At 70.5% G+C, this 14585-nt stretch carries 12 protein-coding genes; 6 read left to right on the forward strand and 6 right to left on the reverse strand.

Translation table 11 applies throughout. The features are described 5' to 3' along the window. The first annotated feature begins 141 nt into the window (after positions 1-141). Positions 142-687, forward strand: coding sequence for a cysteine dioxygenase (locus NB3_RS05850; protein ID WP_218020531.1), 546 nt, complete (start codon positions 142-144; stop codon positions 685-687). Next, positions 684-1085: a rhodanese-like domain-containing protein gene (locus NB3_RS05855; protein ID WP_067797611.1), complete on the forward strand. Its 402-nt coding sequence runs from the start codon at positions 684-686 to the stop codon at positions 1083-1085. Before NB3_RS05850 ends, NB3_RS05855 begins: the two co-directional genes overlap by 4 nt. Positions 1086-1094: 9 nt before the next feature. Here the strand turns inward: NB3_RS05855 and NB3_RS05860 are convergent, their stop codons facing one another. From NB3_RS05860 to NB3_RS05870, 3 genes are all read right to left on the reverse strand, one after another. Beyond that, entirely contained in the window at positions 1095-3380 is a 2286-nt protein-coding gene (locus NB3_RS05860) for a serine/threonine-protein kinase (RefSeq protein ID WP_067797614.1), read from the reverse strand. 70 nt (positions 3381-3450) lie between these two features. Then, positions 3451-4104 (reverse strand): response regulator, encoded by a 654-nt coding sequence (locus NB3_RS05865; protein ID WP_067798433.1) that lies wholly within the window; start codon positions 4102-4104, stop codon positions 3451-3453. Between the two features lie 163 nt (positions 4105-4267). Then, positions 4268-5581, reverse strand: a complete 1314-nt coding sequence (locus tag NB3_RS05870) for a sensor histidine kinase (protein ID WP_067797616.1) — start codon at positions 5579-5581, stop codon at positions 4268-4270. Between the two features lie 157 nt (positions 5582-5738). On the opposite strand from NB3_RS05870, the gene NB3_RS05875 reads away from it, so the two are divergent. Genes NB3_RS05875 through NB3_RS05885 form a run of 3 tightly spaced genes read left to right on the forward strand, consistent with a single transcriptional unit; the run spans position 5739 to position 9344 of the window. Beyond that, positions 5739-6047, forward strand: coding sequence for a hypothetical protein (locus tag NB3_RS05875; protein WP_067798437.1), 309 nt, complete (start codon positions 5739-5741; stop codon positions 6045-6047). A gap of 53 nt (positions 6048-6100) precedes the next feature. Continuing rightward, positions 6101-6808, forward strand: a complete 708-nt coding sequence (locus tag NB3_RS05880; protein ID WP_067797619.1) for an ABC transporter ATP-binding protein — start codon at positions 6101-6103, stop codon at positions 6806-6808. A 43-nt stretch (positions 6809-6851) separates the two neighbouring features. Continuing rightward, positions 6852-9344 carry an FtsX-like permease family protein gene (locus NB3_RS05885; RefSeq protein WP_067797624.1) on the forward strand — a complete coding sequence of 831 codons (2493 nt, stop codon included), beginning with the start codon at positions 6852-6854 and terminating at the stop codon, positions 9342-9344. A 10-nt stretch (positions 9345-9354) separates the two neighbouring features. Here NB3_RS05885 and NB3_RS05890 read toward each other — a convergent pair whose 3' ends face one another. Then, positions 9355-11130 carry a serine/threonine-protein kinase gene (locus NB3_RS05890; protein ID WP_084485922.1) on the reverse strand — a complete coding sequence of 592 codons (1776 nt, stop codon included), beginning with the start codon at positions 11128-11130 and terminating at the stop codon, positions 9355-9357. A gap of 297 nt (positions 11131-11427) precedes the next feature. Here NB3_RS05890 and NB3_RS05895 point away from each other — a divergent pair, with 297 nt between their 5' ends. Beyond that, on the forward strand, positions 11428-12276 hold the full coding sequence (locus NB3_RS05895) for a serine hydrolase (RefSeq protein ID WP_067797630.1): 849 nt from the start codon (positions 11428-11430) through the stop codon (positions 12274-12276). A 7-nt stretch (positions 12277-12283) separates the two neighbouring features. On the opposite strand, the gene NB3_RS05900 is transcribed toward NB3_RS05895, so the two are convergent. Continuing rightward, positions 12284-12949 (reverse strand): response regulator, encoded by a 666-nt coding sequence (locus NB3_RS05900; RefSeq protein ID WP_039799687.1) that lies wholly within the window; start codon positions 12947-12949, stop codon positions 12284-12286. Positions 12950-13324: 375 nt separating this feature from the next. Then, positions 13325-14551 (reverse strand): sensor histidine kinase, encoded by a 1227-nt coding sequence (locus NB3_RS05905; protein WP_067797633.1) that lies wholly within the window; start codon positions 14549-14551, stop codon positions 13325-13327. Between the last annotated feature and the right edge of the window lie 34 nt (positions 14552-14585).

Here is a 14585-nt window from a genome sequence, read left to right on the forward strand (position 1 = left end):
CCGATGCCGCGAGCGGGACGGGTGTGCGGCTCGCGCGAATTTTGTTCGCGCTGATCGTGATTGATGGCAAACCGGCCGTGGTGGCGGAGAATCACGCGGCAGCCGCGAACCGCTCATCCGACCGATCCCGCAGGAGCACACGTGATCACATCCGTTCCGGTGAACCTCAAGCACGCGCGCGACATCCATCCCGACATCGACGTGCCGGTGGTTCGAGACGCCATCCGCCCGGAGCGCGCGCTGTGGTCCCCCGCCGAGTTACACGGGCTGACCAGCCTGGTGGCCGCGGAACTGGCGACGCCGCTGCTGGACATCGTGCGCTTCGACGCCGAACAGCGCTGGTGGACCCGTCTGGCGCTGACCATGGGCGTCGAACTGTGGCTGCTGTCCTGGGCTCCGGGGCAGGGCACCGAACCGCACGACCACGGCGGCGCGTCGGGTGCGTTCACCATGACCGTGGGGGAACTCAGCGAGGAATACGCGCACCCGGGCGGGCCGGTCCGCAGAGCGGAGCGACGGGCGGGCGACACGGTCGGATTCGGTCCCGATCGAGCGCATCAGCTGCGCAACGACAAGCTCTGGCCCGCGGCGTCGGTGCACGCGTACTCTCCCCCGCTCCGGCCGGTGCGCGAATACCGTAGGCTGGCGGACTTCGCGGGAACGTCAGCGAGCGGAGTGGATGCATGACGAGTACAGGCGCCGACGAGATGGTGACCAGGGCCAGGGCGCGGCTGGAGCGGCTGACGCCCGAGCAAGCCGCTGCCGTGCAATCCCGGGGCGGCCTGATCGTGGACATCCGGCCGCACGCGAACCGCAGCGCCGAGGGCGAGATACCCGGCGCGGTCGTGGTGGAACGGATCGTCCTGGAGTGGCGTCTCGACCCGAACGGCGAACACCGGCTGCCCGGCGTCACCGCCGACACACCGGTGGTGATCGTGTGCAACGAGGGCTATGCCTCCAGCCTCGCGGCCGCCGACGGGCAGCGCCTGGGGCTCCGACAGGTGACCGACCTCGTCGGAGGATTCCGGGCGTGGCGGGCGGCGGGCTTGCCGGTGGTTCCCGGCGGCAGCCAGGCTGTGCCGTAGCCGACCTCGTCAGTAGACGTACACCACCGCGTTCTCACCGCCGCTGCACGTGACGAGCTGGCCTTCGGGCAGGCAGTTCATGGTGTAGGTGCGGCCGGTGACCGGGCTGGTCGCGACGACCGAGCGCGGCGCGTCACGAGTCGCGTTCTGCGCCTGCCCGAGCGCGGCATAGGCTCTGCGCACCTCTTCGGCGAACGCGCAGCTGGTCACGGGGGTGCCCGTCGCCGACTGGGTGAACGCCCCGGTGGCGGCCTGCCCCTGACCGCACGCCTTCGCACCCGCGGGCAACGTGACCTGGGACGCCTTCGGCGAGGTGGAGGTGGCCGACGGCGACGATGTCCGGCTCGGCGCCTGGGTGGTCGGCCGCGCCGCTGGCGCGGACGCCTCGGAGTGCGCGGCGGCGGAGGTGGTCTCGACCTGACCCCGGCCGAACGACTGCCAAGCGATCGCGCCGCCGACGGTCAGCGCGACGATGGCGAAGACGGCCACCATGATGGGCAGCGCGATGGAGCGACCCTGACGAGACGCGGAGTAACCGGGCTCGTCGTAGTCGTCATAGCCGTACTCCGGTTCGTCGCGGCCCAACGGGTCGCCGGTGCGCGCGGGGTAGTCGCCGTGCGGCGGATAGTCGGTGCGAGCCGCGCGTCCGTCGGGCTCCGACGGCGCCAGATACTGGGTCGGGGCCGAATCCGGTTCCGGCAGGAAGTCGGACTCGCCGTGCGGTGGGATCCAGCCGGATGGCTGTGCTGGATCCGAATCCTGCGGGTAGTTTCCGAGCCCAGGATGTCCCTCGTCGAAGGCGTTGCCGGGGGTCTGCGGATAGCCTTGGGGCATATCGGAATAAGCCTGCGCGACGGTCGGTTCCGCGTATACCCGGGTGGATTCCGGATCGGCATATGTGGATTCGTCCGGCTGTCGCGCGTTCGCGGGATCGAAATTCTGCGGTGCGGCGTAATCGGCATAACCCTGCCGATACCCGTCCGGCGGCGGGACCGGCTCCGGGTACACCCGGGTGGAATCCGAATCGTAAGTGGAGTCGTCCGGCTGTCGCGAGTAGGCGGGATCGGGGTGCTGCGCGGCGGGCGCGGCGTAACCCTGCGGGTACACCTGCGTGGGCGGCGCGGCGGGCTCCGGCGGCTGCGGGTATACCTGGGTCGGCGGCACGGCGGGCTCCGGCTGCGGATATCCCGCGGCCTCCAGATACGCCTGCGTCTCCGGATACAGATGCGCGTCCGGGAAGGGCCGCATCGGAGGCAGGTCCACCTCCGGCGGGTGCGGCGCTCGCGGCGGCTCCGGCGCATCCGACGGTGGCAGCGGCGTGAAATGGAACTCCGTCGGGCGAACCACCGTCGGTGCGCTCGGATGGATCACCGCGGGCAGCGACAATTCACCGGTCGATTCCGGCGCGACCGTCTGCTGTGACCGGTCGGGCGCACGCACCACCAGCGTCGGCCCGGACGGCGTCGAGGCGAGGGCGGCACGGGCGGCCCTGGCCAGCGCGGTCGCGGTCGGGAAGCGGTCGGCCGGGTCCTTGGCCATACCGCGATGCACCACCTCGTCCAACGCGGCGGGAATCCCGCCCGCCAGCGCACTCGGCCGCGGCGGCGGATCGGACATGTGCGACTTGATCAGCACGTTCATGCTGGCCGCCGGAAACGGCGTCGCTCCGGTCAGGCACTCGTGCAGCACGCAGGCCAGCGAGTAGACATCGGCGCGGCCGGTCACCGGACCGACGTCGAAGCGTTCCGGCGCCATGTAGATGTAGGAGCCGACGGCCATGCCGACCAGCGTCACCGCGCTGTCGCCTTCGGTGTGCGCGATGCCGAAATCGGCGAGGTACGCGAAATCCGCGTCCGTCACCATGATGTTCGCCGGTTTCACGTCGCGATGCACCAGATTGTTCGCATGCGCGGCGTCCAGGGCGGAGGCGATCTGCTCGATGATGCCGACGGCGCGAGCCGGACTCAGCGGCCCCTTGCTCCGCAGCAGGGTCCGCAGGTCGACGCCCCGCACCAGCCGCATGTCGATGAACAGCACCCCATCGATCACGCCCCAGTCGTGGATCGGGATGACGTGCGGTTCGGCCAGCCGCGCCGCGGCCTGCGATTCGCGGCGGAAACGCAGCTGGTACATCGGGTCTTTGGCGAGTTCTTCGGAGAGCAGCTTGACCGCGACCACCCGGTCCTTGACCGTGTCGTACGCCTCGTATACCTCCCCCATTCCCCCCTTGCCCAGCAACGACCGCAGTTCGTACGGCCCGAACCGCGTGCCGGTTCTCGGCCCGGATTCCTGCACCCGTCATCCTCCGCATCCCGGGCAGGGATCACACACCGAGATCACGCGGTACGCGACCGGAGGCTGCCCGTCACACAGTGGATTCTCCGGGTGTCACCACCCCGTGGTCAAACGCGAACACGATCGCCGCGGCACGATCCCGCAGCTCGAGCTTGCCGAAGATATGCCCCACATGACTTTTCACGGTCACTTCCGAGATGCCGAGTTCCCGAGCGATTTCCGCGTTCACCCGGCCGCGCCCGATCAGTTCGAGCACTTCGTATTCGCGCGCGGTCAGTTCGGACAGGCGTGCGTCGGTGGTGGTGCGCACCGGGCGGACGGTGCGGTAGGCCGACAGCACGCGGCCGGTGACGGCGGGGTCGAGCCAGGCGCCGCCGCCCGCGACCATCCGCACCGCGCGGATGAGGTCCTCGGCGGGCGAGTCCTTGAGGATGAATCCGGCCGCGCCTGCGCGCAGCGCCCCCGACAGCAGCTGGTCGTCGTCGAAGGTGGTGAGCACGAGGACCGGCGGAGCCCCGTCACGCGCCCGCAGCAACCGGGTGGCGTCGATGCCGCCGACCCGTTTCATCCGCAGGTCCATCAGCACCACGTCGGGGCGGGCCGCCGCGACGGCGGCGGGCACCTCGTCGCCGTCGGCGCACTCGGCGACCACGAAGCCGTCGCGTCTGCGCAGGATGCGCCGCAGACCGCCGCGCACGAGTTCCTGGTCGTCGACGACCAGCACGGTCACGGCGTCCTCGCCGCCCGCGGGCGTCGGCACGCTCACGACCACACCTCGCCTGCGCTCGACCCCGGCACGCTTCCTGCTCGGTCGACTCCTCGATACACAAGTCCTCCTCGCTGCCCGGCAGCGCGCGCTGCCGCGGACACGAATCGCCTACGCCGCCTCACGAACCCTCCCGTCCGGTCGGCGCCGCTCCCGGCAGCGCCGAACACGAGAATCCGCCGCGGCCCGGCGCGAGCGGAATGCCCGCGCGCACCGACCAGCCGCGGCCGGACGGACCTGCCGTCATGCGGCCGCCGAGCAGTTCGGCGCGCTGCCGCATACCGGACAGGCCCATGCCCGCGCCGCGCTGGGCGGGCAGCCCGGCGGGCACCGTGTTGTCCACCGTGAGGGTCACCATGGTCGTGTCCACCGCGAGCCGGATCGTGGCGGACGCGCCGTGCGCGTGTTTGACGACGTTCGCCAGCGACTCCTGCCCGATCCGGTACAGCGCGAGCCCGACCGCGGGTGAGACCGCGCCGATATCGCCCTCGCGGTCGTACCGCACGTCCAGCCCGGCCCGCACGAAATCGCCGACCAGATCCTCGATGTCCTCCACGCCCGGTTCCGGAACCTGCTTCCACGGGCGCGCGTCGAGCAGGCCGACCGTGCGGCGGATGTCGGCCATCGCCTGCCTGCCGAGCCGTTCGGCGTCGGTCAGCGCCTCCACGGCTTCGTCCACGTCGCGGTCGGTCTCCAGCGCGTGCCTGGCGGCGGTGAGATGCAACAGCGTGACGCTCAGCGAGTGCGCGATCACGTCGTGCACTTCCCTGGCGATCCGGTGCCGTTCCTCGTCGGCGGCCTGCGCGGCGCGGATGTCCTGATATCCGCGTTCCTGGTAGAGGAAGCGGCGCTGGTATTGCAGCATCAGCCCGGCCATCCAGCCGAAGGCGATGCCGACCAGATAGGTCGGCAGTCCTTCCGGCACATGGCCGATCAGCGCGAAGGCGACCAGTTGCAGCATCATCGCGAGCGTCACCGGGATGCTCACCCGTTTCGGCGCGATCGCCGCGATCTCCCCCGCGGCGGCCACCAGGACGAACGGCGCGAAATCGGCCTCGACCGGTTGGGCGAGGAACAACGCCTCGGCGGCCATGGCAAGCACGCCGAGCAGCAACGGGCGCGGCAGCACGCCGAGCAACGCGTGCAACGGACCGAAGGCGCAGGTCAGCAGGACGGCCACGATCGGAAGCAGGGTCGGGAAGTAGCTGTGCCGCTGCACCGCCGCCGCGACCGCGACGACGAAGACCGCGATATCCACGCTGACGATCACCGACGGCGGGTAGTCGTACGGCAGCTCCTCGACGCTGCGGCGGAAGGCCGCGACCGGATCGCGCGCGAACTCGGCGCACCGCTGCCCGACGCGCCGGATCGAGGCCCGCACGCGGCCCGCGCGAGGCGTACCTGGGGGTGCTTCGGATACGCCGGTCGAACCCATTCTGTAAGGCTAGCCGCCGCATTCCGGCCGGTACATCGTCCCGCGAGCGGGCCGAGGCTCCTACCGTGGTCGGAGACGCATTCGGGTCCCTGGCACGACGACAACAAGACGGTCGCGTCCGTAGCGTTGGCGGTATTCACAGAGGAAGGCGATGGCCATGTCCTGGACGGATCAGCACGCTCGAACCGACATCGTGCACACCGTACTCACCCGCGCCGCGCTCGACCCGGCCGATCCCGACCTGTTCGCGGGGCTCCCCGGTCTGGACCGGCTGTTCGGCGGCGAAGACGGGCTGCTGCTCGCGCTGCGCTACCGGTGGAATCTGCACTTCGCCGCGAAGCTCGACCAGGGATCTACGGCGATGGAGGCCTACTTGGAGCTCGCGGCCGAGCAGCCGGTGCTGCGCGCGGTGCTCGACGCGCAGTATCGTCGCCGCAAACTCGCGTCGGAGGCCATGGCGCGGTAACGCGCGACGAGGAACGAAGAATTTTGATCGACCATACGGAGCGGGGGACGACGATGCCGGAACCGGCGATGCTGGAACTATCGGGCGTGACGAAGGAGTATCGGGTCGGCGGCCAAGCGGTCCGCGCTCTCGACGACGTCACCTTGCGCATCGAGACAGGGGAATTCACTTCGATCATCGGGCCGTCCGGTTCCGGCAAGAGCACGCTGCTGCATCTGCTCGGCGCGCTGGACAGTCCCGACGCGGGCTCGATCCGGTTCCGGGGCGAGGAGATCGGCGCACTGGACGAGGAACAGCAGTCGGCATTCCGGCGTCATCAGGTCGGTTTCGTCTTCCAGTTCTTCAACCTGTTGCCCACGCTCTCGGCGTGGGAGAACGTGGCGATACCGAAACTGCTGGACGGCACGGGTTTGCGCAAGGCAAAGCCGCGCGCCATGGAATTGCTCGACCGGGTGGGCCTGGCCGCGCGCGCCGAACATCGTCCGGCCGAACTGTCCGGCGGGCAGATGCAGCGGGTGGCGGTCGCGCGGGCGCTGATCATGGACCCGCCGCTCATCCTGGCCGACGAGCCCACCGGCAATCTCGACTCCAAGACCGGCGCGAGCATCCTCGAACTGCTCGGGGAGATCGCCGGATCGGGCAGTTCGGTGGTGATGGTGACCCACGACATGGGCGCGGTGACCTACTGCGACCGCGTGATCACGCTGCGCGACGGCCGGATCGGCTCCAACGACAAGGTCGAGCGGACGGTCAACGCGTGAACGGTCGGTGGAACGCGATCGTGCGAGCGGGAAGGGGCACGGCATGATCGGCGCGGCGTGGGATCGCCTGCGGCTGTTCAACATCGGCGAACTGCTCGCCCATCGCGGCCGCACGTTCATGTCGCTGGTGGTGATGGGCGTCTCGGCGTCGCTGCTGGTGGCGGTGCTGAGCATCTCCGGCTCGGTCACCGGCTCGGTGGACAGACTGACCCGCGGCCTCGGCGGCAAGGCGCAACTCGAGGTCAGCGGGATCACCGACGCAGGCTTCGACCAGCAATTGCTGCGGCGGATCGCGTCCACACCCGGCGTCGCGGTGGCGGTGCCGATGCTGCGGACGCAGATCGGCACCGGCGCCGACCGCGCGTTGCTGATCGGCGCCGACTCGAACATCGGCGCGCTCGGCAGCGAATTGACCACGCCGATGAGCGCTTTCACGGGCAAGCTGCTCTCGGTGCCCAACGGAGTGCTGGTCGGCTCCGGACTCGGCCGCGTCGAGGGTGAGCAGTTCGCGCTGGGCGGCACGACGGTCACGGTCGCGGGCGTACTCGACGCCGAGACGTCCAAGAAACTCAACGACGGTCACCTCATCGCCGCTCCGCTGGGGCTGGCGCAGAAGATCACCGACCGGGCGGGGCGGCTGGACTCGGTGCAGATCATCCCCTCCGACGGCGCCGACCTCGGACAGGTGCGCGCGGCGCTCACCGACGTGGTGGACGGGCGCGCGGTGGTGGCCGAGCCGAGTCTGCGCACCGCGCAGGCGGGCGGCGCGGTGCAGATCGTCCGCTACTCCACCACCATGGCGTCGGCCGCCGCGCTGATCGTCTCGGCGTTCCTCATCTACAACGCGATGAGCATGGCGATCGCCCAGCGCAGGCCGATGCTGTCGCTGCTGCGCGCGATCGGCGGCAAGCGCGGCCCGATGGTGCGCGACCTGCTGGCCGAGGCGGCGCTGCTCGGCGTGCTCGGCGGTGCGGTCGGGGCGGCCATCGGCGTGTTCATGGGCAGCGTCGCGATCGGCACACTGCCCACCGCGATCGTGGAGTCCGTCGAGGCGCGCACCGAATACTCGGTGCCCTGGTATGTGATTCCGTTCGCCGTCGTGGCCTGCGTGTTCACCAGCGTGCTCGCGGCGTCGCTGGCCGCGCGCCAGGTGTACAAGGTGCAGCCCATCGAGGCGCTGGCTCCGGTCGGGGCGGCCGGGACCGACACGGGGAGCTCGTTGCTGCGCTGGCTGGCCTTCATCGCGGGCGGTGGGCTGGCCGGGGCGGCGGTGCTGATCGCGAGCAGCGATATCGGCCGCTATTCGCTGACCGCCATCTCGATGTCGTTCATCGCCGCGATCCTGATCTGTTTCGCCGCCACCGGCCCGATCGTGCGGGCCGCGGCGGGGATCGCGCGCTGGTTCCGCGCTCCCGGCGCCCTCGGCGCGACCACGCTGGAACGCTCGCCGCGGCGGGTGTGGGCCACGGCGATGACGGTGATGATCGGCGTCGGGGCCACCGTCGGCATGAGCGGCGCGTCCAGCAACATGATCGACTCGGCCACCGTCACTTTCACCGATCTGGCCCGCAACGACGTCTACGTCAGCCCGGCCTCGATGGCGCAGTTCCCGACCGGGCCGCTGCTGCCAGCGGATCTGGCGGGCAAGCTCGCGGCGGTGCCGGGCGTCGCGCATCTGAGCCCGGCGCAGATGGCCTTCGCCACGCTCGGCGGCAGTCGCGTGATGCTGCAAGGGTTTCCGCCCGACGCCAGGGAAACGCGGATGCGCATGCTCACCGACGAGTCGGTCGCCCGGTTGTCGGCCGGGGAAGGCGTGGCGATCTCGCGCGACGTGGCGCGCTCGCTCGGCGTCGGCGCGGGCGCGGAACTGACCTTGCCGACCCCGACCGGCCCCCATACCGTGCGTGTCCTGCAGGTGATTCCGTACTTCTCCGCCATCGCGGGCGTGGTGATGATGGACCTGGATCTGATGCGCAGCTGGTACGAGCGGCCAGGCGAGACGGTGATCGCGCTCGACATCGCGCCCGGCGCCGACCGAGCGGCGGTGTTCGCGGCGATCCGGCAGGTGGTGCCGCCGGAGCTGAACGTGGACACCGGCGCGGACACGGTGGTGGCCGCCTCGTCGAGCATCCGGCAGGGCATGGCGATGAGCAACTCCATTCTCTGGATCGTGGTGCTGGTCGCCACGGTGGCGTTGCTCAACACGTTGATGCTGTCGGTGCTGGAACGTCGCAGGGAGATCGGCGTGCTGCGCGCCATGGGCACCGGACCCAAGTTCCTGATGCGATCGGTGCTGGCGGAGGCCGCGGGCATCGGCATCGTCGGCGCGGTGCTCGGTCTGGCGCTGGGCGCGTCGGTGCAGTTCCTCGCCACGGTCGCCCTCGGCCACGCCTTGACCATCGACGTCACCTACCGGCCGAGTCCGATGCTGCTGGTCTACGCAGCGGTCGCGCTGGTGCTGGCGCTGCTCGGGTCGATTCCGCCCGCGTTGCGCGCGGCCAGGCTGCCCATCGTGGAGGCGCTCGCGGTCGACTGAGTTCGCCGGTTCACAGCGGCAGGTCGGCGAACCACGTCTTGAATCTGGCCGAGGTGATGCCGAATCCGGAGGTGGGCATGCTGTCGGTGAGGGTCACCGTGGCGAACAACAGGTAGTTCGACCGGGCCGGGTCGTCGAAACCGACGACGAGGTAGCCGTCCGGCAGTCCGCTGCCCTTCTCCTGCCACCGGTAGGTCGAATACGACTCGCCGTTGTTGCGTTCGGTGGCCGGCGTGTTCGACGGCAGGTCCCGCACCGCGGCTCGCGCGTCGGCGGCCGACTTGAACCCGATGAGGACGTAGTCGGGCTCGTCGATCGGTGTGCCCCAGCAGTTCCAGGCCGTCGCCCAGTTCGGGAAATCGGGTACGCCATTGGCGCTGGACACTTTGCTGCCCGGTTTGGCGGTGCCGAGGAAGCACGTCTTGCCGCCATAGCCCGGTCCGGAACCGATGTTGTATTTGGTGTCCACACCTTGCGGCAGCAGTTTCGGGAACGCTTTGGCCAGCTTGTCCGCGTCGGACGGGCCGGAGGGCACCTTGGTGGCGAGATCCAGCGGCGACGCGGAATCGGAGAATCCGACCTTCGCCACGAAGATGCCGACGCCCACCAGCAGCGCCACGATCACCAGGACGATCGTCACGATCAGGCCGGTGTTGGAGCGGCCTTGCGCCGGATAACTCGGCTGGTGCGGCGGATAGCCGATCGGTGCGGCGGAATGCGGCGGCGCCGCTGGGTAACTCGGCGGCGGAGCCGCCCCGGCATAACCGCTGGACGCCGGGAACTGCTGACCGCCCAGCGGATTCGGGGTGTACTGCGGCGGCGCGGTGTAGCCGGGTGCGGCTGCGGTGGGGACGTAGGTCGGCGGGCTCGCCTCCGGCACGGGATAGGACGGTTGCGCGAGCACGGTGGGCGCGGGCTGCGGCTGGTACTGCGCGGCGACCACCGTGGCAGCGGGTTCGGTGAGGGCTCGCCGTGCGGCGGAGGCGAATTCGGCGCAGGAGACGAAGCGGTCGTCGGGTCGCTTCGCCATGGCCTTGGCGATCACCGCGTCGAGCGCGGGCGAGAGACCGGCGCGCAGGGCCGCGACGGAGGGCGGCGGCAGCTGGAGGTGGCCGCGGATGATGTCGGCCGGTGCGGGCGCGTCGAACGGCGCGACGCCGGTCAGCAACCAGTACAGCGCGCAGGCCAGCGAATACTGATCGGAACGGTGGTCGAGGTGGGCCCCGGTCATCTGCTCGGGCGACGCGTAGGCCAGCGTCGCGGTGAACATGCCGGTCTGCGTCAGGTGGGTGGAATCCTCGCGCAGCCGGGCGATGCCGAAATCGGTGAGGAACACCCGCTCGCCGTGGCCGCCCACCGCGCGGGCCAGCATGATGTTCGCCGGTTTGACGTCGCGGTGCAGCACCCCCATCCCGTGTGCGTAGTCCAGGGCCGACGCGACGCCCTCGATGATCTGCACGGCGCGCTCCGGCGGCAGGCTCTGCGGGTTCACCGTCGCCGCGTCGACGCCGTCGACGTATTGCATGGAGATCCACAGCTGCTCGTCCTCGGTGCCGCGGTCGTACACCGCGACGATGTTCGGGTGGTCCAGCTGCGCCGCCAGGTCCGCCTCCCGCTCGAAGCGGGCCCGGACCTCGATGTCGGTGAACAACTCCCGGTTGAGCAGTTTGAGCGCGGTCTGCCGAGGAAGTCTGGGGTGACGGGCCAGATACACCGATCCCATGCCCCCCTGGCCGAGGAGCTTCTCTATGGTGAACCCGGCGAACACCGCACCGCTGTCGAGCAACACGCCCCCTTCAGGTGACCGCTTTCCTACCGATCCTGGAGCCTACCGGGTGACGCCGTGGCCACGGGGTTTCGAATTCTCCGGGAAGATCGGCAAAACTATGGTCGAGACATCGTGCCGTCGGCGCCGCCGTGCGCCGCGGTGATGTCTCCTGTCCGGTCACCGACCGGGCGGGCCCGATGAGAGATTTTGCACCGCCGTTCTACAGCGCGACGCGTCACCGGTGGTGGGGAGGACTCGGTGGTGAGGTCGACGAGATCTGCTTCGACGTGTCGTTCTGCGCTACGCGCCGGAGCGATGGTGGTGCTGCTCACGCTGACTTCGTGCACGCTGTTCCCCGGTGATCGGGCCGACACCGATCCCACGGCGGTGGTCGTCGACACCGCGGGAGCGTGGCGGCCACGGCTGGCCGTGTCCATGCCCGACTCGCTGGCCGCCGATTTCACCCAGTTGCAGCCGCAGCTGGGCGGACAGGTCGGCATGGCGATCATGCCCGTCGGCGGTGGCCGGATGACCGTCTTCGGCGACTGGGTCAGCGGCATCGCCTGGTCGACGATCAAGGTGCCGCTCGCGATCGCGGCGCTGCGCCACGACTCGCAGGAAGGCATCCTCCAGGAGGTGGAGGCCGCCATCACCTGGTCGGACAACGACGCCGCCGAGGCGCTGTGGGAGTCGCTCGGCGACGGGCTGCAAGCGGCCAAGGCGGTGCAGGACGTGATCGACGAGGCGGGCGACGCCACGACCGGGGTGGCCGGCCCGCGCACCACGCTGGACTACACCTCCTTCGGCGGCACCGAATGGACGCTCGCCAATCAAGTCCGCTTCGCCTCCCGGCTGCCGTGCCTGCCCGAGTCGTTCCACGTCACCGAGCTGATGACGGAGATAACGCCCGAGCAGGCGTGGGGTCTCGGCGTGCTGGAAGGCACCGCCTTCAAGGGCGGCTGGGGTCCCGACGACGAGACCGGCGTCTACACCGTCCGCCAGTTCGGCCTGGTGCCGGTGCGGTCCGGCATGATCGCCGTCGCGCTGGCGGCGACGGCCGATTCCGGCAGCTTCGACGACTCCACCGCCATCCTGAGCCGGATGGCGCGGCTGCTCGGCCGTCACCTCGACGAACTGCGCGGCGGATCCTGCCCGCCGATGTGAATCCCGCTCAGCCCGGGGTGACCAGGCCGGTTTCGTAGGCCAGCACCACCGCTTGCGCCCGGTCGCGCAGATTCAGCTTCGAGAACACCTTGGACACATGGGTTTTCACGGTCTGCTCGGCCACGAACAGCGTTTCGGCGATCTCGGAGTTCGACATGCCCTTCGCGATCAGCTCCAGCACTTCCCGCTCACGGGGAGTCAGCGCCGACAGCTGCGGCGACGGCTTGGCGCGCGCCGCGCTGCGGCGGCGGGTGACGTCAGCGATGAGCCTGCGGGTGACCGTGGGGGCGAGCAGCGCCTGGCCATCGGCGACCACCCGCACCGCGCGGACCAGTTCCTCGGCGGGGGCGTCCTTGAGCAGGAACCCGCTGGCGCCGAGACTCAGCGCCTCGTAGACGTAGTCGTCGATGTCGAAGGTGGTGAGCATCAGCACGCGCACCGGCGGGTCGAACCCGGCCGCGAGGATGGCGCGGGCGGCGTCGAGCCCGTTCATCTCCGGCATGCGCACGTCCATCAGCACGACATCCGGGCGCAGCCGTTTCGCCTCGGCCACCGCGACCTTGCCGTCCGCCGCGTCGCCCACCACGCTGATATCCGGCTGCGCGGCCAGCAACGCTCCGAATCCCTGACGGACCATCGCCTGGTCGTCGGCGATCAACACCGTAATTGCCACCCGCTCACCCTAATTGCCCGGTACGACTGCGCGCTGCGTCCGTTCGCCCGGCCGACGCGGTGACGTGTGCTCGACGCCGATCGACCAGCGGCGCGGCGTCGAAGGCCGGAGGAGTGCTCCAGGCGGTGCCGGTACCGATATCGGCGTTCGCGGCGCTCGAGGATGCGACGGAATCTCCGCACCGCTGCATTGCGCGGTTCGATGTCGGGGCCTCCCTCGTGTCCGCGCCGGTTGGAGCCGCCGCATGCGCCTTGGGCCGCACACCGCGCCGGTTGCCACGCCTGCGGGCGGAGGCGACAGCGCGGCGGCCCACCGCTCGCCATCGGGGTCCCGGCCTCCGATCGACGTCGCCTTGATCACCCGGCGGCAGCGGAGTCAACGTGTTGGTTCGCCGTGCACTGCGGCAGCGCCGACAGCGGCGGCAGCGTCTTCCGGCGTGAGCGGAAAGCGCGCGTGCACCCGGAAGCCGCCGTCCGCGCGCGGCCCCGCAGTCACTTCGCCGCCCACGGCCACCGCGCGCGCCTGCATACCCGCGATGCCGTGGCCGCCGTTGCCGACCGCACGGGCGGGCGTGGCGCCCGGCGCGTTCTCGACGTCGAGCAGCAGCTGCGCGCCGCGGACGATGCGCACCTGGACCGGCGCGCCAGGGGCATGCCGGGAGGCGTTGGACAGCGACTCCTGGACCACGCGGAACAAGGCGAGGCCGGTGGTCTCCGGGACGGTGTCCAGCGCACCGTCGACGGTCCACTCGATACCGACGCCGGCGCGGCGCGCGCCCTCGAACAGGCCGACCACGTCGGCCGCCGTCGGCTGGGGCGCGTGCTCGGGCAACTGGCCGTCGCTGCGCAGCACGCCGAGCATGCCGCGGATCTCGTTGAGAGCTTCGCGTGCCGTCGCGCCGATGGACTCGAATTCGGCGCGCGCGGCCGGGGTGACGCCGTCGACCCGGTACGGCGCGGTCTGCGCCTGCACCACCACCAAGGACATGTGGTGTGCCACGACGTCGTGCAGATCGCGGGCGATGCGCGCCTTCTCTTCCAGGATGGCGCGGCGGGCGCGCTCGAGTTCGTTCTCCTCCTCCTGACGCACCAGCTGCCGCCGCGACAGCGCCAGCCAGCGGACGAGCAGGCCGAACAGCACCAGCGCGGCCAGCGCGACGGGCCAGCCCCATGCGGCGTTCGCGAACGCGTCGCCTTCGCCGGGCATGGTGGTCGCGAACAGCAGGGCCGTCGCCGCCCATGCCACCGCCACGATCTGCCCCGGGGCGCGCACCGCCACCGCGAACAGCAGCGCCAGCAGACACAGCACGTGCACGACCTGGAACGGCAGCTCGTTGCCCGGCTGATGCGGGATCGCCAGCGCGATCACCAGCGCGGAACCCGCCGAGATGGCCCAGCCCAATGCCGGGTTGATGCGGACCAGCAGCACCGGGAACGCGGCGAGAGCCGCGATGAACGGCTGCGCCGCGGCGGGCACCGCGTGGGTCAGGTGCAGGGTCGGCCAGGCCACCGCGTACCAGATCAGCGCGACCAGCACCGTGCCGAGGTCGAACCAGGTCCGCGCGTCCAGCCGTCGCGTCCAGCCGCGAGTTTCTCGGTTCATGCCTACGACACTAGGAACTCGCAGTTCACCGCGG

Origin of the sequence: Nocardia beijingensis NBRC 16342, from assembly GCF_001612785.1 — a bacterium.
GTDB classification, from domain to species: Bacteria; Actinomycetota; Actinomycetes; order Mycobacteriales; family Mycobacteriaceae; genus Nocardia; species Nocardia beijingensis.

Excerpts from the sequence above, each read along its gene's own strand:
- NB3_RS05905 (WP_067797633.1), bottom strand. The coding sequence starts at position 14,551 with ATGAACCGAGAAACTCGCGGCTGGACGCGACGGCTGGACGCGCGGACC.
- NB3_RS05895 (WP_067797630.1), top strand. The coding sequence starts at position 11,428 with ATGGTGGTGCTGCTCACGCTGACTTCGTGCACGCTGTTCCCCGGTGAT.
- NB3_RS05885 (WP_067797624.1), top strand. The coding sequence starts at position 6,852 with ATGATCGGCGCGGCGTGGGATCGCCTGCGGCTGTTCAACATCGGCGAA.
- NB3_RS05880 (WP_067797619.1), top strand. The coding sequence starts at position 6,101 with ATGCCGGAACCGGCGATGCTGGAACTATCGGGCGTGACGAAGGAGTAT.
- NB3_RS05875 (WP_067798437.1), top strand. The coding sequence starts at position 5,739 with ATGTCCTGGACGGATCAGCACGCTCGAACCGACATCGTGCACACCGTA.
- NB3_RS05870 (WP_067797616.1), bottom strand. The coding sequence starts at position 5,581 with ATGGGTTCGACCGGCGTATCCGAAGCACCCCCAGGTACGCCTCGCGCG.
- NB3_RS05855 (WP_067797611.1), top strand. The coding sequence starts at position 684 with ATGACGAGTACAGGCGCCGACGAGATGGTGACCAGGGCCAGGGCGCGG.